General features: G+C 67.7%; 21 protein-coding genes. 8 read left to right on the top strand and 13 right to left on the bottom strand.

Going from position 1 to position 22,445, the window contains the following annotated elements:
- Window position 1: 1 nt before the first annotated feature.
- From V6K52_RS02520 to V6K52_RS02490, 7 genes are all read right to left on the bottom strand, one after another.
- Window positions 2–1,657, bottom strand: a complete 1,656-nt coding sequence (locus V6K52_RS02520; RefSeq protein WP_353952336.1) for an AMP-binding protein — start codon at window positions 1,655–1,657, stop codon at window positions 2–4.
- An 84-nt stretch (window positions 1,658–1,741) separates the two neighbouring features.
- A complete protein-coding gene (locus tag V6K52_RS02515) occupies window positions 1,742–2,758 on the bottom strand; it encodes a glycoside hydrolase family 43 protein (RefSeq protein WP_353952335.1) in 1,017 nt (338 codons plus the stop codon).
- 5 nt (window positions 2,759–2,763) lie between these two features.
- Window positions 2,764–5,028 (bottom strand): family 43 glycosylhydrolase, encoded by a 2,265-nt coding sequence (locus V6K52_RS02510; RefSeq protein ID WP_353952334.1) that lies wholly within the window; start codon window positions 5,026–5,028, stop codon window positions 2,764–2,766.
- Between the two features lie 43 nt (window positions 5,029–5,071).
- Window positions 5,072–5,896, bottom strand: coding sequence for a carbohydrate ABC transporter permease (locus V6K52_RS02505; protein ID WP_353952333.1), 825 nt, complete (start codon window positions 5,894–5,896; stop codon window positions 5,072–5,074).
- Window positions 5,893–6,783: a sugar ABC transporter permease gene (locus tag V6K52_RS02500; RefSeq protein WP_353952332.1), complete on the bottom strand. Its 891-nt coding sequence runs from the start codon at window positions 6,781–6,783 to the stop codon at window positions 5,893–5,895. Before V6K52_RS02500 ends, V6K52_RS02505 begins: the two co-directional genes overlap by 4 nt.
- Window positions 6,783–8,126 carry an ABC transporter substrate-binding protein gene (locus V6K52_RS02495; RefSeq protein ID WP_353952331.1) on the bottom strand — a complete coding sequence of 448 codons (1,344 nt, stop codon included), beginning with the start codon at window positions 8,124–8,126 and terminating at the stop codon, window positions 6,783–6,785. Before V6K52_RS02495 ends, V6K52_RS02500 begins: the two co-directional genes overlap by 1 nt.
- Complete coding sequence (locus V6K52_RS02490) at window positions 8,123–9,673, bottom strand: alpha-N-arabinofuranosidase (protein ID WP_353952330.1); 1,551 nt, start codon at window positions 9,671–9,673, stop codon at window positions 8,123–8,125. Before V6K52_RS02490 ends, V6K52_RS02495 begins: the two co-directional genes overlap by 4 nt.
- Before the next feature lie 146 nt (window positions 9,674–9,819).
- On the opposite strand from V6K52_RS02490, the gene V6K52_RS02485 reads away from it, so the two are divergent.
- The 5 genes from V6K52_RS02485 (at window position 9,820) to V6K52_RS02465 (ending at window position 15,003) form a co-directional block, all read left to right on the top strand.
- Window positions 9,820–10,836 carry a LacI family DNA-binding transcriptional regulator gene (locus V6K52_RS02485; RefSeq protein ID WP_353952329.1) on the top strand — a complete coding sequence of 339 codons (1,017 nt, stop codon included), beginning with the start codon at window positions 9,820–9,822 and terminating at the stop codon, window positions 10,834–10,836.
- Between the two features lie 48 nt (window positions 10,837–10,884).
- Window positions 10,885–11,799, top strand: a complete 915-nt coding sequence (locus V6K52_RS02480; protein ID WP_353952328.1) for a universal stress protein — start codon at window positions 10,885–10,887, stop codon at window positions 11,797–11,799.
- A gap of 8 nt (window positions 11,800–11,807) precedes the next feature.
- Complete coding sequence (locus tag V6K52_RS02475; RefSeq protein WP_353952327.1) at window positions 11,808–12,419, top strand: hypothetical protein; 612 nt, start codon at window positions 11,808–11,810, stop codon at window positions 12,417–12,419.
- 64 nt (window positions 12,420–12,483) lie between these two features.
- Complete coding sequence (locus tag V6K52_RS02470) at window positions 12,484–14,004, top strand: glycoside hydrolase family 3 protein (RefSeq protein ID WP_353952326.1); 1,521 nt, start codon at window positions 12,484–12,486, stop codon at window positions 14,002–14,004.
- 204 nt (window positions 14,005–14,208) lie between these two features.
- On the top strand, window positions 14,209–15,003 hold the full coding sequence (locus tag V6K52_RS02465) for a PIG-L family deacetylase (protein WP_353952325.1): 795 nt from the start codon (window positions 14,209–14,211) through the stop codon (window positions 15,001–15,003).
- 44 nt (window positions 15,004–15,047) lie between these two features.
- Here the strand turns inward: V6K52_RS02465 and V6K52_RS02460 are convergent, their stop codons facing one another.
- The 4 genes from V6K52_RS02460 to V6K52_RS02445 form a co-directional block, all read right to left on the bottom strand.
- Entirely contained in the window at window positions 15,048–15,785 is a 738-nt protein-coding gene (locus tag V6K52_RS02460) for a cytochrome c biogenesis protein CcdA (RefSeq protein ID WP_353952324.1), read from the bottom strand.
- Between the two features lie 64 nt (window positions 15,786–15,849).
- Window positions 15,850–16,356 (bottom strand): thioredoxin family protein, encoded by a 507-nt coding sequence (locus V6K52_RS02455; protein WP_353952323.1) that lies wholly within the window; start codon window positions 16,354–16,356, stop codon window positions 15,850–15,852.
- A gap of 112 nt (window positions 16,357–16,468) precedes the next feature.
- Window positions 16,469–17,467, bottom strand: a complete 999-nt coding sequence (locus tag V6K52_RS02450; RefSeq protein WP_353952322.1) for a HAMP domain-containing sensor histidine kinase — start codon at window positions 17,465–17,467, stop codon at window positions 16,469–16,471.
- An 11-nt stretch (window positions 17,468–17,478) separates the two neighbouring features.
- Window positions 17,479–18,177: a response regulator transcription factor gene (locus tag V6K52_RS02445; protein WP_353952321.1), complete on the bottom strand. Its 699-nt coding sequence runs from the start codon at window positions 18,175–18,177 to the stop codon at window positions 17,479–17,481.
- 158 nt (window positions 18,178–18,335) lie between these two features.
- On the opposite strand from V6K52_RS02445, the gene V6K52_RS02440 reads away from it, so the two are divergent.
- The 3 genes from V6K52_RS02440 to V6K52_RS02430 are packed head-to-tail and all read left to right on the top strand — an operon-like array spanning window position 18,336 to window position 20,308.
- Window positions 18,336–19,565: a pyridoxal phosphate-dependent aminotransferase gene (locus V6K52_RS02440; RefSeq protein WP_353952320.1), complete on the top strand. Its 1,230-nt coding sequence runs from the start codon at window positions 18,336–18,338 to the stop codon at window positions 19,563–19,565.
- 3 nt (window positions 19,566–19,568) lie between these two features.
- Window positions 19,569–19,961, top strand: coding sequence for a CrcB family protein (locus tag V6K52_RS02435; protein ID WP_353952319.1), 393 nt, complete (start codon window positions 19,569–19,571; stop codon window positions 19,959–19,961).
- Window positions 19,958–20,308, top strand: coding sequence for a CrcB family protein (locus tag V6K52_RS02430; RefSeq protein WP_353952318.1), 351 nt, complete (start codon window positions 19,958–19,960; stop codon window positions 20,306–20,308). The genes V6K52_RS02435 and V6K52_RS02430 overlap by 4 nt, the downstream gene beginning before the upstream one ends.
- A gap of 9 nt (window positions 20,309–20,317) precedes the next feature.
- Here V6K52_RS02430 and V6K52_RS02425 read toward each other — a convergent pair whose 3' ends face one another.
- Together V6K52_RS02425 and V6K52_RS02420 are read right to left on the bottom strand one after the other, a co-directional pair.
- Window positions 20,318–20,692 carry an MmcQ/YjbR family DNA-binding protein gene (locus V6K52_RS02425; protein ID WP_353952317.1) on the bottom strand — a complete coding sequence of 125 codons (375 nt, stop codon included), beginning with the start codon at window positions 20,690–20,692 and terminating at the stop codon, window positions 20,318–20,320.
- Between the two features lie 39 nt (window positions 20,693–20,731).
- The gene (locus tag V6K52_RS02420; protein ID WP_353952316.1) at window positions 20,732–22,441 is read right to left on the bottom strand and encodes a DUF222 domain-containing protein; all 1,710 of its coding nucleotides are present in this window, start codon (window positions 22,439–22,441) and stop codon (window positions 20,732–20,734) included.
- Window positions 22,442–22,445: the final 4 nt, after the last annotated feature.

Here is a 22,445-nt window from a genome sequence, read left to right as displayed (position 1 = left end):
CTCAACCAACACCGGACTCGGACCCTTTCGCGAGCCCCAGCTCGGACACCGTGATCTCGCGCATCTCGACCTTGCGGACCTTGCCCGTGACCGTCATCGGGAAGTCGTCGACGACCCGGACATAGCGCGGGATCTTGTAGTGCGCGAGCTTCCCTGTGGCGAACTCCCGAACGCTCTCGGCAGTCAACGGTTCCGCGCCCGCACGCATCCGAACCCACACGGCTAGCTCCTCGCCGTACTTCGAGTCGGGAACCCCGATGACCTGGGCGTCGACGATGTCCGGATGGGTGTAGAGGAACTCCTCGATCTCGCGCGGATAGATGTTCTCGCCGCCGCGGATGACCATGTCCTTGATCCGACCCGTGATCTGCAGGTAGCCGGCGTCGTCCATGACGGCGAGGTCGCCGGTGCGCATCCAGCCGTCGACGAGGGCTTCAGCCGTCTTCTCGTGCTGGCCCCAGTAGCCGAGCATCACCGAGTAGCCCTTGGTCCAGAACTCCCCGGCCTCGCCGCGCGGCAGCGTCTCGAGGGTCACCGGGTCGACGACCTTGACCTCGAGGTGCGGGCTCACCTGACCGACCGTGCCGACCTTGCGCTCGAAGGGGTCGTCGGTGCGGGTCTGCGTCGACACCGGTGACGTCTCTGTCATGCCATAGGCAATCGTCATCTCGTCGATGCCGGCGGCGATGAGCTTCTTCATCAGCTCGGCCGGGCAGGGCGAGCCGGCCATGATCCCTGTGCGCACCGTGCTGAGGTCGTAGTCGTCGAGGTTCGGCAGGGCCCACTCGGCGATGAACATCGTCGGCACGCCATAGAGGCTGGTGCACTTCTCCTCGGCGGCCGCAGCGAGCGTGAGTTGCGGGTCGAACCCGGGCGCGGGGATCACCATGCAGGCACCGTGACTGGTCGCCGCAAGGTTGCCCATCACCATCCCGAAGCAGTGATAGAACGGCACGGGGATGCAGATCCGGTCCACTTCGGTGTAGCGGCAGATCTCGCCGACGAGGTAGCCGTTGTTGAGGATGTTGCGGTGGCTGAGGGTCGCGCCCTTGGGGAAACCCGTTGTGCCAGAGGTGTATTGGATGTTGATGGCGTCATCAGGCATCAGCTCGGACCCCACCAGCAAGAGCCGCTCATCGCTCACCCGATCAGCGAGCGCCACGAGGTCGGTCCAGCTCTGTTGGCCGATGACCCACACGTGCTCGAGGTCGGGACAGTCGCCACGCACCTCTTCGATCATCGAGACGTAGTTCGAGGCCTTGAACTTCTGCGCCGAGAACAGCCCGCGAATCCCCGCCTGTCCGAGGACAAAACGGAGTTCGTGCGACCGGTATGCCGGGTTGATGTTGACGAGGATGACGCCCACCTTGGCCGTCGCGAACTGCACGACGGTCCACTGGGCACAGTTGGGTGCCCAGATTCCGATCCGGTCACCCTTGTCGAATCCTGCTGCGATCAATGCCTTGGCGAGCCGGTCGACCTCGGCGCCGAACGCGGCATACGTCCACCGAAGTCCTTGGGCGCAGTCGACGAGCGCCTCACGATCGCCGTGGGCCACGATCGCCGCGTCGAGGTTGGCACCGATCGTCTGCTCGAGCAGTGGCGGTGACGTCGGCCCGACGGCGTGGGACAGCGTCAGGTCAGGCGAGGTGGGCATGACGACCCTTTCGGTCGGGAGGGTGACTCGCCCACTCAACCCTGCGCCCGGCATACCGGCAAGGTCCTGACCTGTGCGGAAGCGTCACATTGTGGGTCTCTGCGGGACCGCCTTGGCCGGGGGGTCGACCTTGACCGACCCGTCGTCACCGAACCGCACGCGCGAGAGCCACATCGAGCGACCCACGGTGTCGTCACCCACCGCCTCCGGGTTCCACGCGTGATAGACCATCCAGACCTCGTCTCCGGTGGCGACCAAGGCATTGTGCCCCGGCCCGACCGCGACGTCGTTGGTCACGAGGACGGGTTCGGGATCCTTGGTGAACGGGCCCAAGGGCGAGGTCGCGGTTGCGTGACCGACGGCATACCGCTCGTCGGCATAGCTGTTGGCCGAGTAGAAGAGGTGGTAGACCGGCGTGCCTGACGTGTCGTCGACCCAGAGGTACGACGCCTCGACGAGGTCGCCCTCCCACGGGAGGTCCTGTTGGATGAGCCGCGTCGGCTTGCCGACGAGGGAGCGGCCGTCCGGAGCCAGCTCCTGGATCGAGATCCATGTGTCCGCCGCGACGGCGTTGCCGTCGTTCTTCCAGGACAGGTATGCCGTGCCGTCCCGGTCGATGAACGGCGAGGCGTCGATCGTCCCGCCGACATCGGACTCGCAGACCAACGGCTCGGTGGAGTCGTCGACATAGGGTCCCGCAGCCTTGTCGGCGACGGCGATCGAAAGGCACTGGATCTCGGGGTCGGGGGCGCGGGTCGTGTAGTACATGACCCACTTGTCGCCGATCTTGACCGTCTCGGGCGCCCAGACCTTGCCCTCCGCCGACCAGGAGGCGACCGAGGGGAGCGCATCCCCACCGGCGGTCCAGGTGACGAGGTCCGGACTGGTGGCGGTCTGGACATTCATCGTGTTGCCGTTGGTGGCGATGGCCACCCAGGTGTCGCCGTCACGCACGATCTGCGGGTCGGGAAAGTTCATGTCGAGGACGGGGTTGGCGAAGCCTCCGCTCGGCGCGCCGGTCGGGCTCGGGGACTCCTCGGATTCGGACGCCCCGGACCCGCACCCGGCGGCGAGAACCCCGACCGCGAGCGCCGCAGACACCGCCCTCACGGTGCGGCCGGCCACGTCGCCGTCGACACCGAGAAGTAGTCGAACTTTGCAGACACGGGCGGCTGATCGCCACCGTGGGCATAGAGACCGATCTGCGGAGTGGCACCGGCCGGGAAGGTCCAGGCCGAACCCCAGGTCCACTCCGTGCCGTCACGACTGGTGGCCGCACGATAGATGTGCTCACCAGCAGCGTTCTCGTGGTGGGCGATTCGCATCCACATCGTGGCAGCAGGAGTGCCGATGAGCGATCCACCGAAGCTCAACCGACCGTCCTCCGTCGGCAGCTCACGACCGAACTCGCTCTGGCGCGTCTTCCAGATGGCAACCGACCCGAGCCGGGCGAAGTCGTCGTCGGTCTCGTGGACGATCATTCCGGCCTGCTGGTAGTTGCGAATGGTGTCGGTTCCAAGGTCCAGGTGGAACTTGGTCTCGGCGATCCAGTCACCCGAGGCCGGCACGTCCCGCAGGAGGAGCGAGGCGTTGTTGCCGGTCCCGACGAGGTCTGCCGCCTGGAGCGGCCAGGTGAGCTGCCCACCGCTGACCGTGGCGTTGGGGTCCTTGCGGAGCCACTGCCAGGCGCTGTCGAGACCCGTCGTGAAGTCGTCGCGCACGATCTCGCTGACCGGCTCGGGGACGTCGACCAGGGAGTTGGCCTCGACCGCGAGGGGACGGACGGTGACGTTGTCGACCAGGGCGCCGGAGGAGGCGAGGCTGATGGGCGCTGACCCGAGCTTGAAGCCGGTACGCTCCAACGAGACCTCTGCCGCGGGGTCACCGAGATCGCTCTCGGCCACCTGGGCCATCGCCTTGGTGCCTGACACCTCGACGACGAGGGTCTGCCACCCGGCCGCATCCCGCAGGGTGTCCGTGACGGTCCGACGGTTGGCACCGATACCCGTGGTGAGGCTGAGCTGATTGCGACGCGGGTCCACGGTGACCGACACCGTCTTGGGGTGGGCGCCCACCGTGACCGTGAGCGGCTGGTCGCCCTTGACGTCGAGACGCACGCGCAGCGACCCTGCCGGAGCGGCAGCCGGGGTCTTGGCCGTGCCGTTGACGACGGCACTCGCCCCGCCCTGGGGGTCGCTGGCAGTGCGCATCCCGCCGGTGAACCCACCGGCTGCGGGGTCGTGGTCGGTGATGCCGAGCAGCGAGCCGGTCACCGGCGCCGGCTGCGGGGAGTCGCTGGGACCGGCGCCCGCTCGGGTCCGCGGCCACTCGTCGACCCAGTCGAGTCGGTCAAGGAGCATCGGGCGGCGCGTCACGCCGAAGGGCTCATTGAGCCACGGCTCGTTGCGGTCCAGCCCGTGATAGGCGAGGAAGTCACGGCCGGAGGCGTCAGTGGCCACGGCGTGGTGGCCCACACCGATCCAGCGGTTGCCGTTCTGGTGCACGACGTTGGTGCCACCCACCGCCGAGGCGGTCAGGGGGATGCCGTCCTGGTCGACGAACGGCCCGAGAGGTGAGCGGGAGCGACCGGCGAACACGGCATACCCAGTCGTCGGTCCGGCGCAGCAGTTCGCGGACGACGCGGAGTAGTAGTACCAGCCCTCATGACGCTGGACGTAGGAGCCTTCGTAGCGGTCCCCGATAGCGACCTGGGTCTGACCGCCCATGGGGGTGAGCCCGTCGCGGCTGACCTTCGTGACGAAGTTGCCGCCGTAGTAGGAGCCGAAGTAGAGGTAGTTCTGCCCGTCGACGTCGGTGAAGCCGGCGGGGTCGAACGTCCAGAGGAAGCCGCCACCGTCTGGTCGCGGCGCCACGATGGGTGCGTTCGTCGGGGTCCACGGCCCCTCCGGCGAGGGTGACGTCGCGACGCCGATGGCGCTGTCGTCACCGGGGTTGAGGGTGGTGTCGGTGACCGTGTAGTAGATGACGTACTGGCCGTTGATGTAGCGGATGTCCGGAGCCCACAGCCCGCTCGTCGGAGTCGCCCACGACGGGCGATTCGTCTCGTCGAAGACGGTGCCCCGATAGTCCCAGGTGACGAAGTCACGTGTCCGGGCGATGTGCATGATGCCGCTCGGGTCTCCGGACCGCAGGGGGTCGGCCGTCGAATAGGCGTACCACCAGCCGTCCTTGGCCTGGATGACCGACGGGTCGGCGAAGCTGTCGGCGAACGACTTCGACACCGGGTTGGTCGTCGTGGCGCCACCATCGGCAGCACCCGCGGGAGCGAGCCCGAGGCTGACGGCCAGTGCGGTGGCGCTGGTGAGCGCGACGAAGGCGCCGAGGGCGCGGGAGTGCCTGCGAGTGGACATGGGACTTCTCTTTCGACGAGAGGTGGAGAGTCGCGCGGGACGGTCAGCCCTTGACGCCGCCCTGTGCGACGCCCTCGATGACGTAGCGCTGGACGAAGCTGAAGAGGATGAGGACGGGGATGGCGGCGATGGCGGCTCCGGCCATGACCACGGGGTAGTCGATCGTGTAGGCGCCCTGGAGCTTGGTCAGACCGACCGGCAGGGTGAGCCGCTCGGGTGAGAAGAGGACATAGATGGGCCAGATGAAGTCGTTCCAGTTCGCCAGGAACGACAGGACGATCAGCGTGACGATCGCGGGTCGGGCATTGGGCAGCATGATTGAGAAGAACGTCCGGAACGGTCCGGCGCCATCGACCCGGGCGCTCTCCTCGAACTCCTTGGGCAGCCCGGTGAAGAACTGGCGCATGAAGAACACGCCGAAGGCTCCAGCCGCACCGGGCACGATGAGTGCCCAGAGCGTGTCGAGCCACTGCAGCTGGTCGAGGATGAGGAAGTTGGGCATCAGGAAGATGAACCCCGGCAGGAAGAGCGTGGAGATGATCAAGGCGGTCACGATGCGCTTGCCGGGGAAGTCCATCCGGGCGAGCGCGTAGCCGGCCATCGACGCGACGACGACGACGAGGAGGGCATGCGCCGTCGCCGCCATCATCGAGTTGGCGAACCAGGTGAGCACCGGCGCGTCGTCCGAACTGAAGAGCACGTTGAACGCGCGTGTCGTCGGCGACGACGGGACCAGCGCGGGAGGCACGGTGCGTGACTCGTCGACGGTCTTGAACGCGGTGAGGATGATGAAGAGGATCGGTCCCAGGATGATCAAGGTCAGCCCCGCGATCATGGCCCAGAACAGTGGGCGACGACGAGTTCTCATGCCTTCTCCCTGAGGAGCCAGAAGTTGCCGAGGGCGATGATCCCGAGCATGACGGCGAGCACGTAGCTCATCGCCGAGGCCGCGCCCATGCGGTACTGAGCGAGGCCGAGGTCGGCGATCGCCATGATGGCCGTCGTGGTCGACTCGCCCGGGCCGCCATTGGTGATGAGCAACGACTGGCCGAACATGTTGGCGGAGGCCAGGATCGTGACCGTGATGACGAACACGAGGACTGGTCGCAGCCCCGGCAGGGTGATGTGCCGGAACTGCTGCCAACGCGTTGCGCCGTCGAGTTGAGCCGCCTCGTAGTGATCCGCCGGGATGTTGCCGAGCCCCGCGAGGTAGATGACCGCGTTGAAGCCGGCCGTCCACCAGATGGTGACGACGACGAGCGAGATCCAAGCCCAGGGCTGACCCGTCGTCCATGCCGTGTCGTCCGGGAGCCCGATGGCTCCGAGGATGCCGTTGACGGCCCCGAAGCTCGGGTCGAGCAGGTAGCGCCACATGAGGCCGATGACGGCGACACCCAGAACGTAGGGTGCGAAGAACGCGGCCCGGAAGAACGTCCGGCCCGGGAACTTCGAGTTGAGCAGCGTCGCAAGGAAGAGCGGGAGCACGACGAGGAGCGGCACGCTGAGCACGGTGAAGATCAACGTGTTGCGCATCGACTCCCAGAACACGGTGTAGTTCACCGACGTGGAGTCGAGCAGGTCGGTGTAGTTCGCTGCCCCGACGAACGGCTTCCCCGGGAGCAGGAAGTCCCAGTCGTGCAGGCTGATCCACACGCCGAGGACGGCCGGCACGAGGACGAACACGACGAACAGCACCATGTAGGGCGCGAGGAACACATAGGGCACCCAGCGGGAGCCCTGCGTGCGGCTGGACATCAGCCGTACTTCTTCTTGTTCGCCTCGAGGATCTTGGTCGCGCGAGCTGCCGAGTCCTTCAGCGTCGCCGCCGGATCCTTGCCGCCGAGGACGATGTCATTGACGGCCTTGTCCCACGCCTGGGTCATGGCGTCACCGATGCCAGCCACCGGGGGGAGGAAGTGGAGGTCGTCGATCTGCGCCGCGAGGGTGGAGACGCCCTCGATGGCCTTGAACTCGGCCGACTCACGGACCTCGTTGCGCGCCGGGACCTGACCACCCTTGGCCCACTCGAGCGACTTCTGACTGATCCAGTTGAGGAAGACGCGGGCCGCAGCGCTCTTGTTCTCATCGGGGGTCTTCAACGTCGGAAGCACGAACTGGTGCGAGCCGGCCCACGCCGCCTTGGTGCCACCGATGTTGGGCAGTGCCGCGACGCCCCACTCGAGGCCGGTCTTCTCCTTGAGGGCGTTGATCTGCCAGATGCCGTTCCAGTTGAACGCCGTCTTGCCGTTCTGGAGGGCGATGAAGTCGGCGTCCTGGGCGATCTTGCCCGGCGAGTGGCCCTCCTTGACGAGGTTCTGGAACCACGTGAGTGCCTTGACTCCACCCTCCTCGGCCCATAGCGCCTTGGTGCCCTCCTCGTCGAAGAGCTCGCCACCGAACTGCCACACGAGCGCCTGGCAGGTGAGTCCACCGGTGAAGGGGAAGGGCGAGGCCCAGTGACCTTGGATGCCCTTGGCCTTGAGGGCCTCGAGGGCGGCCATGTAGGAGTCGTTGTCGGTCGGCGGCTTGTCGGGGTCTAGCCCGGCCTGCTCCATGACCTTCTTGTTGTAGAAGAACCCGAGCGGGTGCACGTCGAGGGGGATCGCGTAGCGCTTGTCGTTGAAGGTCCCCGCCTGCCACGGCACAGGGGCGAAGTCGCTCTCCTCGAGGCTCAGTGCCTTGGCCACGTCGTCGAGCGGCTGGATGACGCGGCGAGCGGCGTTGGTGGCGACCGAGTCGACGTGCATGATCGCGATCTCGGGCCCTTGGCCGGCGGCGACGGCGGAGGGGAGCTTGGCGTAGTAGTCCGCCCACTGCTGCGTGTTCATGGTGACTGCGATGTTGGGGTGCTCGGTGTTGAAGGCGTCGACGAGCGACTTCATCACCGGACCGTCTCCACCGGTGAAGCCGTTCCAGAACTTGAGGGCGACCTTTGGGCCGGTGTAGCCCTCCGCTCCGCCACCGCCCGAGACGCTGGCCGAGGCACCGGGGGCTCCGGCCGAACCTCCGCCTCCGCACGCGGTGAGGGCGGCGACAGCGCTCGCGCTGAGACCCAGGGTGAGGGCCTGTCGACGGTCGAACGAGGGTGTGGGACTCATGAGCTGAAACCTTCCGTGGTGACGTTGGGGGACGTCTGGGCAGCGGTTGCCGGTGCAGTCGCTGGAGGGGTGATGCGGATGCAGTGCCAGGAGACGGCGGGGAGGGTGGCCCGCAGGTGGCCGACCTCGAGCGTGCTCCGTCCCGGTTGGGGGACGACGCGCTCGGGGTCGTCCTGGGTGTTCGTCGCGGTGTGGTCTTCGTCGTGGATCGTGAGGTGTTCCTCGACGGCGAGATCACCGAAGGCGCTGAGGTCGAGGTTCAGTTCGCAGGGTTCGGTGCGGCTGCGGTTGACGGCGAAGATGGTGAGGGCACCGCTTTCGCGGTCCCAGGTCGCTGTGCTCCAGATCTGGTCGACATCTCCGTATGCCGTTGTGGCGACGGAGGGGATGTCTCCCCCCACGCTCAGGACGACGCCCTTGGCATGCCGGGCCGTGAGCGCGAACGGGTGGAAGATCGTCTGGCGCCATGCGGGCCCGCCGGGCACGGTGAGGATGGGCGCGATGACGTTGACGAGTTGGGCCTGGCAGGCCATGGCGACCCTGTCGGTGTGCCGCATGAGGGTGATGAGCAGGGAGCCGACGACGACCGCGTCGAGGACCGAGTAGACATCGCGGATGAGCTCGCGACCCTCCTCGAACCCCAGGCTCGCCTCGCCACCAAAGCGTTCCTGGAACCACACGTTCCACTCGTCGAAGCTCACCATGATCCGCTTGTCGGACTGCTTGACCGCGGCGATGTGGTCGGCCGTGGCGACGACCGAGGAGATGAACCGGTCCATGTCCTCACCGCTGGCGAGGAAGGAGTCGACGTCGCCGCCGTGCGGCTCGTAGTAGACGTGGGCCGAGATGTGGTCCACGTGGTCGAACGCGCGCTCGAGCACCACCCGTTCCCAAGTGCCGAACGTGGGCATGGCGCGGTTGCTCGAGCCACAGGCGACGAGCTCGAGGGTGGGGTCGAACCGCTTCAGTGCGCGGCCGACCTCCTCGGCGAGGCGGGCGTACTCCTCCGGCGTCTTGGCGCCCATCTGCCACGGACCGTCCATCTCGTTGCCCAGGCACCAGACACGGACGTCCCACGGCTTGATCCGGCCGTTTGCAGCCCGCCGATCGGCGAGGTCGGTCCCGGGCTCGGCGTTGACGTACTGGACGAGGTCGATGGCCTCGGCCAAGCCCCTCGTGCCGAGGTTCATCGCCATCATCGGCTCCAGGCCCAGGCGCTCGCACCACGCGAGGAAGTCGTCGGTGCCGACCTGGTTGGTCTCGATGGAGCGCCACGCCAGGTCGAGGCGGGTCGGTCGCTCCTCGCGGGGACCGACACCGTCCTCCCAGCGATAGTTCGAGACGAAGTTCCCGCCCGGGTAGCGCACGATCGTGGCGCCGAGCTCGACGACGAGGGCGGCGACGTCCTGGCGGAATCCGTGCTCGTCGGCCGTGGGGTGGTCTGGCTCGAAGATCCCGGTGTAGACGCAGCGACCCATGTGCTCGACGAAGGACCCGAAGATCCGCCGGTTGAGGGGGCCCACGACGAAGTGCGGGCTCAGGGACACGACTGCTTCTGACACCAAGGACCTCCACGCTGAGGGTTACAACGGTTACCGAAGTAGTTCTACAACGTTTACCTACCCACTGGCAAGGGCTAATATGCGTCGCGGGGTGCATCATTTGTCCCCGAGCGATCAAAGGAGTGCGACGGATGCCGGTCCGGCTGAAGGATGTCGCCGCCCACTCGGGGGTGTCGATCAAGACCGCCTCGAACGTCGTTCACGACCATCCGCACGTCAAGGAATCCACTCGCGTCAGGGTCCAACAGGCCATCGACGAGCTCGGCTACCGGCCCAATCTGAGTGCCCGGCGCATGCGCTACGGCAAGAGCGGATTCCTCGCTGTTGCACTACCCCGACTCGACCTGCCCTACTTCGCTGAGCTCGCGGCCAAGATCTCCGAGCGGGCGGGCGCTCTCGGGCAGATCGTGCTGCTGGATGCCACGGGCGGGACAGCAGAGTCGGAGCGGATCGTCCTGCGTGGCGTGAGCAGTCACATCATCGACGGCGTGATCTTCTCACCCCTGGCTCTCACCGCCGAAGAGATCGCCGGACGCACTGACGAGGTGCCGATGGTGCTGCTCGGAGAGCGCATCGTGCCCGAGGGTTTTGACCACGTCGCAGTTGATTCGGTTGCTGCCGCGCAAGCGATGACCGAGCATCTCCTCAGTCTGGGGAGGACCAGGGTCGCCGCGATCGGGCGCATGTCCGCGACGGGCACACACTCGATGCGACTGAGCGGTTACCGGCAGGCCCTCACCGCCGCGGGCCTGGGTTTTGACCGATCGCTCGTGCGCGCCGTGACCGACTTCGACCGCGAGGCGGGGAGGCAGGCGATGCACTCCCTGCTCGAGTCGGAGCACCCGCCGGACGCAGTGTTCTGCTTCAACGACCTCATGGCGATCGGCGCCCTGCGAGCCTGTCGGGAGGCAGGGGTGCGGGTGCCCGAAGACGTTGCCGTGGGCGGCTTCGACAACATCGCGGAGTGCGAGTTCGCCACCCCCGCTCTCACCACCATCGCTCCCGACCTCGATGTGCTCGTGGACGAGGCCCTGCGACTGGTGCTCGCCCGTGTCAACGGCGACGACCAGGACGTCGAGGATGTGGCGGTGCCGTGGCGCCTCATCGTCCGGGAGAGCACCGGTGGATCGACGGAGGTCGGCAAATAAAGTCGTGGCACCTCCTCGGGGACCCCCCTCGTGGGTATGGTCGCTGACATGGACGAACACGAAGGTGACGCCATCCCCGACGGTGCAGTTGTCGTCGGGATCGGGAACAGCGATCGCGACGCCGAGACGCTGACATGGGCCGGGAACTCTGCGCAGCGCTCCGGCAGTCCGTTGCACATCCTGCACGCCCACGACCTCAGCGCCGAGATGGCCGCCATTGACCCGGTCGCGGGCAACGCCATCTCGCTCGGCCCCGACGGCGACCTCGGCAACGCCGGCCTGCTGGCCGAGACGCTCGCCGCCGCCCGTGAACGCTGGCCCGACGTGCCGGTCACCGGGAGCCAGCCGTTCGTCCGGCCGGAGCAGGCGCTCATCGACGCCTCCAAGAACGCCCGTCTCGTCGTCGTCGGCGCCGCCCGCGTGAGTGTCCTGCAGCGCTTCGGTCTCGGTCGACCCTCACTCGCCGCAGCGATGCACGCGAAGTGCCCCGTCGTCATCGTCCCTCAGGACTCGCGGACCGACGCCGACGGCCCGGTCGTGGTTGGCATCGACGGTTCGGCCCACAGCGCTGCCGCTGCCGAGCGCGCCTTCTGGATCGCCGACCTTCGCCGGGCCCCCCTCATCGCCATCGCCACGTGGAACGTCGAGGTCGTCGACGGGCTCGTCGTCACGACGCCGGGCACGGATGCGTGGATCGCCACCGAGTCGAAGTACCGCGCCATCGTCGACAAGGTGGTCGAACCGCTTCGCGCGAAGCATCCCGACGTCGACGCCACTGTCGAGGTGCTGCGCAGCTCCCCCGCAAAGGTTTTCGCGGAACGCTCGGTCGACGCTGGTCTGATCGTCTTGGGCACACGCGGCCGGGGCGGCTTCAGCGGCATGCTGCTCGGTTCGGTGAGCCAGCAGGTCCTCGAGACCGCGACCTGCCCGGTCATGCTCGTCCACGCGGTGCCGGCAAGCTGATCCGTCCGGTGACACCGCGACGCGACCGGTTCGAAGGACGCATCGCCGGCATCGGGTCGACCTCTGGAGTGCGGGTCGTCATCGGCACCTGGCACGACACACCGCTCGGGGCGTTCACGGACGTCATGGTCGAGACGGGTTCAGGCCACCGAGTGTTGCTGGCCCCGAGCGATGCCGTCGCCAGCTATGTCACAGCGACATACTCATTCGACGAGATCCGCGTGGAACCGCTGTCCTGCAGTGCTGCTGACTCGGCGTGGTCCGTGCAGTCGGACTCGCTCTCGCTCAACCTCACCATCGGAGCGCGTATGCCGCTCGGCTGGCTCCTTCGCACCGTTCCCCATGCGCTCGGGACCAGTCCGACATGGGCCCGGGTCGTTGATCCGGTGGCCCGCCTGGTGCTCCCGGGTGTGCGCACTGTCGGCACGGCGCTGGAGGGGCGTCGCGAGTTCTATGGTGCGACGGACCTGCGTCGGGTCACGTCGGCCAGCGGCCGATTCGACGGGCAGGATCTGGGCGCCCTGGGAGACATCGATCCCCCGTGCCGCTTCGGCTTCTCGTCGACGCCGAAGTCCCCCTCGGTGACCACGGTCGTGACGACCGTGGTCACGACCTCGTGAACCGCCCACTCGAGCCACGCCCATCGCCACCCAGACGGTGCGACCGCCTGATAATTTCGAGGCAATGACCGGCACCGAGAACTCAGCCCGCTCCTCCCATCGCTCCCCCGACCTCCGGGCGCTCGCACTTGCCGTGCTGCAGCCGGGCTTCGTCGGGCTCACTCCCCCGGACTGGGTGCTCCGCGAGCTCGACAACGGACTGGGCGGCGTGGCCCTCTTCGGTCGCAACATCATGGATCTGGCACAGGTGTCCGCTCTCACCGCCGCTGTCCACGGCGCCAACCCGCGCGCCATCATCGCCATCGACGAAGAGGCCGGTGACGTCACCCGGCTGGAGCACTCCACTGGCTCGTCCTGGCCCGGCAATCTGGCACTCGGTGTCGTGGACGACGTCGCGCTCACCGAGGCCGTGGCCCGAGAGATCGGCACGATGCTCGACAGCGTGGGCGTCGACCTCGACTACGCCCCCGTGGCCGACGTCAACAACAACCCCGCCAACCCGGTCATCGGCGTCCGCAGCTTCGGGGCCGATCCGGCGCTCGTCGCGCGCCACACCGCCGCATGGGTCGCAGGGTTGCAGTCGGCCGGGGTGCTCGCCTGCGCCAAGCACTTCCCAGGGCACGGTGACACTGCGACGGACAGCCACCTCGACATGCCCGTGGTCAACTTCGAGGGCCCCGAAGACGTTGTCCTGCAACCGTTCCGGGCGGCCATCGAGTCCGGCACTGCCTCCATCATGAGCGCCCACATCCTCGTGCGCGGCCTCGACGACCAACCGGCCACCCTGTCGCGCCGAGCCCTCGTGGACCTCCTGCGAACCCACCTCGGGTTCGACGGGCTCATCCTGTCCGACGGCATGGAAATGGGGGCGATCACCCGCTCCATGAGTCTGGGCGAAGGGTGCGTGCGGGCTGTGGCTGCGGGCGTCGACTCCCTCTGCATCGGCGGCGGCCTCGCTGGTGAGGAGACCGTCCTTGAGGTCGCCGACGCACTGGTCGACGCTGTCCACGACGGCCGACTCGACGAGTCCCGCCTTGCCCACGCCGCGCAACAGGTGGGGCGGGCCGCGGACGAGCGGGCGCGGCTCCGTCGGGCCGCTGCTTCGGTCACCCCCGCCACCGGGACTGACGGCTCGGACCTCCACAACGGCGCTGGGATCGACGCCGCCCGCCGGGCGATCACCGTGCATGGGCCCCAACGCAGGCTCGCGACCGGGCGCGCACCCACCGTCATCGAGCTCAGTGCACCCGGCAACTTCGCCGTCGGCGACGAGACCCTGTGCGGCATCGCGAGTGCCGTGGCGAGTCGGTGGCCCGGAACGTCAACCACGTCGGTGCAGGACGCGAATGAGGTCTGGGGCGCGCTGGCCGCCGCAGACGACGGGCCACTCTGGATCACAGTCCGCGACCCACACCGCCACGGCTGGATGGTCTCTGCCCTCACGGACCTGCTCGCGGCACGGCCCGATGCTGTCGTCATCGACACCGGGTGGTCGGGTTGGACAGCGCCCGAGGGCACGACCCACGTCTTGACCCACGGTGCGGCACGGGTCACCGCCGAGCGCGTCGTCGAGCTTCTCGCCTGACCTCTGGCTTGCGTCCGCACGTGGGTGTCCGGGTGTAGGTGTCGCAAGGGTCGATAACCCATAGGTGTTCGGCTGAACACCTATGGGTTATCGATGCAGGCGAACACCTACGAGGCACCGGGCCCCGGGGGCAATGACGAGGGGCCGCCTGCGGGCTTGCCCCAAAGCCGGCAAACGGGGGTCGGCGCGCGGGACAATCGAGCCATGGTCACGTTCGCGGGCGTGTTCGCCCATCCCGACGACGACGCCTACGGCATCGCAGGCACCGTGGCACTGCACGCCGACGACCCCGACTTCCGGTTCGTCCTGATCCACGCGACCGACGGCGAGGGCGGCGACATCCTTCCCGGCTTCGACGCGACCCCCGAGACGCTCGGCTCCATTCGGCGTGCCGAGGACGAAGCCGGGTGGCGGGCCGTGGGGCGTGCTCCTGACCGCCATGAGTGGCTCGCCCTGCCCGATGGTGGCGTGGAGGGCGTGCCCGCTGCGGAGCTCGTCGACACCATCTGGACGATCCTTGAGGAAGAACGGCCGACGGTCGTGTGCACCTTCGGACCGGACGGGATCTTCGGGCATCCTGATCACATCGCGGTGGGTGCGGCGACCGATGCGGCCTTCGCCCAAGGCGTCGCGGACGGCGGCCCGGGATTTCGTCGCCTGGTCCACGGCGTCATCCCCCAGACGGTCTTCGAGAGGTGGAACGCCCAGCGAGCCGCCGTGGGGTTGCCGGTCTTCGACCCCACAGCGATCTATCACATGAGAGGCGTGCCGGACAGGACCGTGGACATCGCCGTCGACACGAGCTCCGTGGCCGACCGGACAGTGGCCGGTCTGCTCGAGCACCGCAGCCAGCACCACGTCATCTTCGACTACCCCATCGATGTCGACCGGTGGCGCAGTGTCCTGACCCGCGAGTGGCACACCATCGCCTGGCCACCGCGGGGCGCCGGGATCCGCCGCCTCACCGATGTCTTCGACGGGATTGCCGGGACCACCTGACCGAACCGTCACACCGATCGCCACGCACTTTGCGAACCAGACAGTCAGGACTCACGGCCGATGTCGGAGCCGATCTCCCACGGGGCGATCGGGGAGTTCTCGAGGATCCAGGTCTCGGCGTCCTGCATGAGTCCGGTCGCGATGAGCACCCCGACGATGACGAACAGCAGACCCAGCCCTCGCCGGAAGAGCGAGGTCGGGTCAGCTGCCCAGCGCATGCGCCCCAGCGCCCGCTGTCCGAAGACCGCAACCACGAGCAGCACGCCGACAAGTCCGACCACGTATGCCGTGAGGAGCGTGAGGCCACGAATCCGGTCTGCGGGCAGGACGGTGACGAGGACATATCCGTAGAGCGGGCTGCACGACGTGAATACCGGCCCGAGAGCCGCGCCGGTGAGGATCGCGCCGACCGGACCCGTTCTCCGGTTGGCCGATGCGAGCCCGCGGGCGCTCCCGGAGCTCAGACCCGAGTGCAGCGACACCCGATCCCACAGCCCGGGGAAGAGCGCGACGATCCCGAGCACGATGAGCAGTCCGCCGCTGAGGACCTGCCAGAACGTAGCGGGAATGTCGATCAGCGCCGTCGTCGCCTTGAGCGCCAGGGTGAACAGGAACACCGACACTCCGAGCGCGCCTGTGACGAGCGCCGCGCGCCGCCAGGCTCCCCTGCCGACCGCCCCGTTGAGGGAGCCCCCGACGATCACCGGCAGCAGCGAGAGCGCACACGGCGCCAGGGTCGTCAGAGCACCTGCGAGCAGTGCACCGCTGAGAGCGACAAGCATGCAAGCGTCCTGACGTCGAAGGGGCCGAGAGGGCGACAAGGGTTGGGGTCACCCGTGTGGGCGGTCAGATCGTCTTCGACTTGATCGCGGCGCCCGACTTCGAGCCTGACCACTTGGCGAGCTGCTCGCCATCAGGCGCGATTTGGACGAAGGTGTGCTGCACCGTGACGCCGTACTTCTTCTTGAGGTCGGTCTCCTTGTCGTAGTCGACCTTGACGACGGTGAGCCCCGCGGGTACCCCGTCGTCCGAGATCGACTTCTCGGTCGTGCGACAGTCATGGCACCACGACGCGTGGAAGAAGTAGACGACCTTTGAGCTTTCCCGAGAGCCCATCTGGCTCTTGTACTCAGCCAGCGTGAGGTAGGCGCCCGCTGCCATCGCGTCACCAGTCGGGGATGCCACCGAGGGACCAGCGCTGGTCGGACTCGAACGTGTCGGTGTCGCCGACGACGTGGGTGCCATCGATGAGCTGGGGTTGGCGGCGGTGTCCTGGTCCATGTCGCTCGAACCACATCCTGCGAGGCCGAGGACTGCACTCAGTGCGAGAAGGGCCGTGGCTGTGCGACGCATGATGGCTCCTTGAGGTGGGTGTGCGTCCATCGAACCCCGCCTGCCAGACGAACCCAAGCGAACCGGGCAACCTGTCATCGGGACGTAAGGACTCAGGCCCCCCCGGCACGGATCAGGCCCGGTCGACCGCCGGCAGGGTCACCGTCACCACGCACCCCGTGGCGTCGGGCCGGTTGACCACACTGACGTCTCCACCGTGCGCACGCGCGACGTCACGAACGATCGTCGCGCCGAGGCCCATGCCGCGCTCCGTGCGCGCACCGTCACCTCTCCAGCCGGGCTCGAAGACACGGGCGAGGTCCTCGTCAGTGAGACCGCCACAGGCATCGGTGACACTCACGCGGACCACGCCGCCAGCGGAGTGCGAGCTCGAGACGACAACGGCCTCGCCTGCTGGAGTGTGCTGGACGGCGTTGCGCACGACGTTGGCCAGGGCCCGAACCACCCGATCTGCGTCGACGCGGACATCGACGAGAGTGCGCTCCCCTGCTTCGACTGCGACTCCACTCGACTCCGCAATGGGGGCGATCGCCGCGACCGCCTCCGAAACGAGGTCGTCCACGGACACCAGCTGCGGATCGTCCGTGACTGTCCCGCCCCGCCGGGACAACTCAGTGATGTCGTCGACCATGCCGGCCATGCGATCAACTTCGTTGATGATCCGGATCGCCTTGTCCGGCGACTCGACAGAGCTGTCCTGCAACGCTTCTGCAAGCAACCGAATCCCGGTGAGAGGGGTGCGCAGGTCATGGGAGAGCCATTGGATCGTCTCCCGCCGGGACACCTCGACCGCGGCGTTCCGGTCCCGGCGTGCAGCCTCCTCCGCAGCCACCCGCTCGAAGGTTCGCAGCCTGTTGGCCTGGAGGATCCCGATGATGAGGGCCACTGGCGCCCCGGCCATCAGGACGAAGAGGACAGTGCGGTAGTCGTCCTCGGCGAGCAACATCGCCCGGGACGCGGCGGCAACCCCAGCAGCCAGCGAGATGACGATGACCAGCGGCGCACCCAGGACCGCATGAGCTGGACGACGGGCGCTCACCGCAGAGAGGACCGTCGAACCCACGGCCGCGACAGCCGCTGTCACGCCCGCCGAGACAAGGACCGCACTCACTTCCGGCCCCATCAAGAGCCCTCGGCCGGAGTCGGGTCCCAGCGGTAGCCATGGCCGAAGACGGTGACGAGGCGGACCGGCGCACCCGGGTCGGGCTCGACCTTTTCCCGGACCCGGCGGACGTGCACTGTGACCGTCGAGGTGTCGCCGACATCCCACCCCCAAACCTCTTTGATGATGTCCTCACGCGAATGCACCGACCCCGGCTGCCGCATGAGGAAGGCAATGAAGTCGAACTCACGGGCCGTGAGAGCCAGAGGTCGATCCGCTCGCGTTGCCGACCGCGCGACCAGGTCGAGCTCCAGGTCGCCGTCGGTGAGGCGTTCGACCACAGGCCCGGTGGGACGTGCCGCCCGCCGAAGGACCGAGCGAATGCGGAGTTCGAGCTCGCGCATGCTGAACGGCTTCGTCACGTAGTCGTCCGCACCGTGTCGAAGACCGGCGATCCGCTCGTGTTCCTGCCCACGGGCGGTGAGCATGACGATCGGCAGGTCGGGTCGGAGCGAGCGGAGGAGCCGAGAGAGCTCCAAACCGCCCATGACGGGCAGCATGAGATCGAGCAGAACGAGGTCTGCGGACCCATGCGTGTAGGCCTTGAGACCGGCACCCCCATCCGCGGCGGTCTGCACGTCGTATCCCGCGCGCAGAAGATGCGCGGCGACAGCATCTCGGACTGTCGCGTCATCTTCGACAAGCAGGATGCGCACCACGGTCTTCAGCCTACGTCCGGCGGCTGGGGCGGCCCGGCCCACAGCCAACGTCGTCACATCCTCGTAAGGCGACCATCCCCACGCAGCCCAGCCCACCACAAGCGACGCTCGTCGAAACAGGTGAGCGCGCGACATACGCCGTCTGACAGCATGCGTGCATGCGCCCGATCGTCCAGAGCAAGAAGCTGCAGCACGTCCGCTACGACGTGAGGGGACCGATCCTCGTCGAGGCCCAGCGGCTCGAGGCCGAGGGACACAAGATCCTCAAGCTCAACATCGGCAACACGGCGCCGTTCGGGTTCGAGGCGCCCGAGGCGATCGTCGCCGACATGATCCACAACCTGCCCGACGCACAGGGCTACTCGGACTCGCGCGGCATCTACTCCGCGCGCACCGCCGTCGCGCAGTACTACCAGGCGCGTGGCCTCACCGACACGGTCGTCGACGACGTCTACATCGGCAACGGTGTCTCCGAGCTGATCTCGATGGTGCTGCAGGCGTTCGTCGACGACGGCAACGAGATCCTCATCCCCGCGCCGGACTACCCGCTGTGGACCGGTGCGGTGGCGCTGTCGGGTGGGACGCCCGTGCACTACCGCTGCGACGAGGACAACGGGTGGAACCCCGACCTCGACGACATCGAATCCAAGATCACCCCCAACACCCACGCGCTCGTCATCATCAACCCCAACAACCCGACCGGTGCCGTCTACTCAGAAGAGATCGTCAAGGGTCTCGTCGACATCGCCCGCCGCCACCACCTCGTGGTCATGGCCGACGAGATCTACGAGAAGATCCTCTATGCCGATGGGGCCGTCACGCCGGTCCACCACCACGTCGCGACGTATGCCGAGGACGACGTCCTGTGCCTCACCTTCAGTGGGTTGTCGAAGGCCTACCGCGTGTGCGGCTATCGCGCCGGCTGGGTCATGGTGTCGGGGCCGAAGCACCTCGCCGAGGACTTCCTCGAGGGTCTGACGCTCCTCGCCAACATGCGCATGTGTGCGAATGTGCCTGCGCAGCACGCGATCCAGACGGCACTCGGCGGCTACCAGTCGATCACCGAGCTCATCGTCCCGGGCGGTCGCTTCTTCGAGCAGATCAAGCTCGCCAACCGGCTGCTCAACGAGATCCCGGGCGTCTCGTGCGTGGAGCCGCAGGGTGCGCTCTATTGCTTCCCCAAGCTCGACCCCGAGATGTATCCCATCGAGGACGACCAGCAGTTCGTCATCGATCTGCTGCGCGCCAAGAAGATCCTCGTGACGCACGGAACCGGCTTCAACTGGTTCGAGCCCGACCACTTCCGGCTGGTCACTCTGCCGGACACCGAGGTCCTCACCGAGGCGATCGGCCGGATCGCGGAGTACCTCGAGACCATCCGCCGCTGATCCATGGCGCTTCGGTCGCGTGACCTCGCTCTGGTCGCCGTGGGTGGTGCCCTCGGCGCAATCAGCAGGTATGCCGTGGGCACTGCCGTTCCGCACTTGGGCGCCGATTGGCCGTGGGCGACCTTCTGCGTCAACGTCATCGCGTCGTTGGCCATCGGCGTGCTGGCCGGGTGGGCCTACTGGCGACACGCAGCCGACTGGGTGCGACCGCTGCTGATGTCGGGCTTCCTCGGCGGGTTCAGCACCTATTCAGCCTTCGCCGTCGACACCATCGCGTTGGCCGAGGCCGGGACCGGCGGTCTCGCCGCGGCATACGTCGTCGTCACGCTGGTGGTGTGCGTCGGTGCCGTGGGCGCCGGAACCGTTGTGGCACAGACACTTTGGCGGCAGCCATGACTGCGTGGCTGCTCGTCGCCGTCGGCGCGGCGGTCGGCGCACCGCTCCGGTATGCCGTGACACAACTCCTCCGTGACCGCGGCGCCACGACCCACGCCGGGACCCTTGCGGTCAACGTCGTGGGTTCCCTCGTCCTCGGACTGCTCGTGGGTGGCGGCGTCGAGGGTGAGGCCCTGGCACTCGTGGGGATCGGGTTCTGTGGTGCACTCACGACGATGTCGACCCTGGCGCTCGAGGTGTGGGACTCGATCATCGAGCGACGGACACAGCATGCGATCGCGACGCTCGTGCTGCACCTCGTCCTCGGCCTCGGCGCGGCTTGGCTCGGCTGGACCTTGACCAGCTGACACCCGCACTCAGCCGGGGCGCGGGACCTGCTCGGCGAGCTTGGGTGGCGCCTGGATGCAGTAGGAGTCGGTGAGCATCTCGGCGAGCTCCTCCCAGTCGGTATCGTCATTGACGAGTAGCCCCACGACGTTGCCACCCCAATTCGTTCTGAAATATGGGGCGCCCATATGTTCGAAGGCGACGACCTCATCCGGCTCGGCACGGAAGGTGATGCGAAACAGCTGGTCCTCACCGCCGAAGATGTGGGCCACCGTCGCTGAGCGGACCCTCCAGGCCATCCCCACCCAGGCGTCGTGCTCGTGCACCTCAGGAAACGCACTGAGGACCTGCGAGACCCGTTCGATCCACTCGACCGGAACGAGCGGTCGATCACGTGACGCCATGACTCCGAGCGTAGGGCCGAGCTGTGACAGGGTCCTGGGTCAGGCGCTGTTGGTGCGTTCTTCATCGAGCATGGTGGCGAGGGCGTCGTCGAACTCGGCGTTGCGCCGGGTTTCCCAGCGTTCGCGGTCCTGCTCGTCGGCCATCCATTCGTCGACCCAGGTTTGGATGACGTGTTCGGGTGGCTGGTCGACCCAGGGGTCGGGTGGTCCGGTGTCGAGGCGGGCTCGTTGCGGTGCTCGTTGTTGCGCGGTGGCGCGTTGCGTCGCGCGTTCGCGCCGGATCTGGTTCAGGCGTGCGGGAAGGTCACGGTCGTAGGACCCCGGACTCAGGTCCCAGGTGACCGACGCGCCGTGCTCGTCGGGTGGGTGCACGGTGGCGATGAGTCGCTTGTCGTGGACGTGGGTGTGGTGGCGTTGACACAACAACGCCGCGTAGCCCAGATCCGTGGGGCCACCGTCGACCCAGTGAATGAGGTGGTGCGCTTTGGCCCACCCGGCCGGGGTGTCACAACCCGGATAGGTGCAGGTCTTGTCGCGGTGCCACAGGGCGCGGCGTTGACCCTTGGTGAACAGTCGGACCGCACGGCCGACATCGAGGATCTCCCCGTCGGCACCGAACACGACCGGGAGGATGTCGGCGTCACACGCCATCTGTCGCACGATCGCCGGTGACAGTATCGTGGCCTGCGCCCGCGACACCATCACCCGCCCACACCCCGCCTTCACACCCGCGCCAGCCCCGGCCGAGGCATCGGCAGGGTGCTCGGTGTTGGTGTCACACGGGTCGGTGTCGGGGAACAGGGACAGCAAGTCGTCGAGGTTGATCCCCACATGCACCGTGGTGGACGCGCCACCGGGGGTGGCTTTCGCGGCGGCTCCCTCACCGGCAACCCTGCGACACACGGCCGCGAGGGCTTCGGCGCGGCGTTGTTCGCTGGGGCGGGTGTCGCGTTCACCGGTGACGTCGTTGGGCGCCGGGTTGGACAAGTCACCGATGGCCGCTTCCAGGGTGGCGGCCTGTTCGGGGGTCAACCCGAGCCGGTACTCGGTGATGTCGGCGTCGTTGACTCGCGGCGAGGTCAGGTAGGCCACCTTGCGCAACTTCTTCTGCGTGTCATCGAACTCGCCCTCTGCGCCGAACATCGCGATCAGGTGCGGGCGAAGGCGCCTGGCTTCGGCGCGACCCCACAGCACGCCGTGGTCCAGGATCGCCCCCGCGACCGTGGGCACGACTTCCGGGCGCAACAGGTCCTCGAGCTTGGCCATCTCCTTGAGCGCGGTCAACGCGAGGCCGGGACCGATCTCCCCGGTGAGCACACGCGCCCACACCACACCTTCGGGGCGCTCCGGGTCGGCGTACGCCCCGGCCCCAGGACCAGCTGTGGACCACAACCCGCCCGGCACTGAACACGCCACGTCCTGCGCGAGTTGCGCGACCTGGGAGTCACCGTCCTGCCGCAACGACGGTGCGTGTTCACGCACCCACGAGTACACCGAACCCTCACCACGACGCGCGGACGTGAACTCGCCCCGGTGTGCGGCCTCTGCGGCCACCCGGATCTGCGCCGCCCCCGCACGCGCCTTCACGTCATCAGCGAGTCGCATGAACTCCGCTAGCTCCGGACCGCTCAACCGGGTCAGCACGTCCCCCAACGGACCCACCCCGGCAGCATCACAGGCCAGCGCGTCACGGGCACCCTCCAACGCCGCGCGCAGTCGCGCTACGTCAGTCGCAGGCGTGTGGTTCATGTCT

This window comes from Knoellia sp. S7-12 (genome assembly GCF_040518285.1).
Classification (GTDB): domain Bacteria; phylum Actinomycetota; class Actinomycetes; order Actinomycetales; family Dermatophilaceae; genus Knoellia.
The sequence above is the reverse complement of the archived record's forward strand: the minus strand, read 5'-3'. Positions and strand labels throughout refer to the sequence as shown.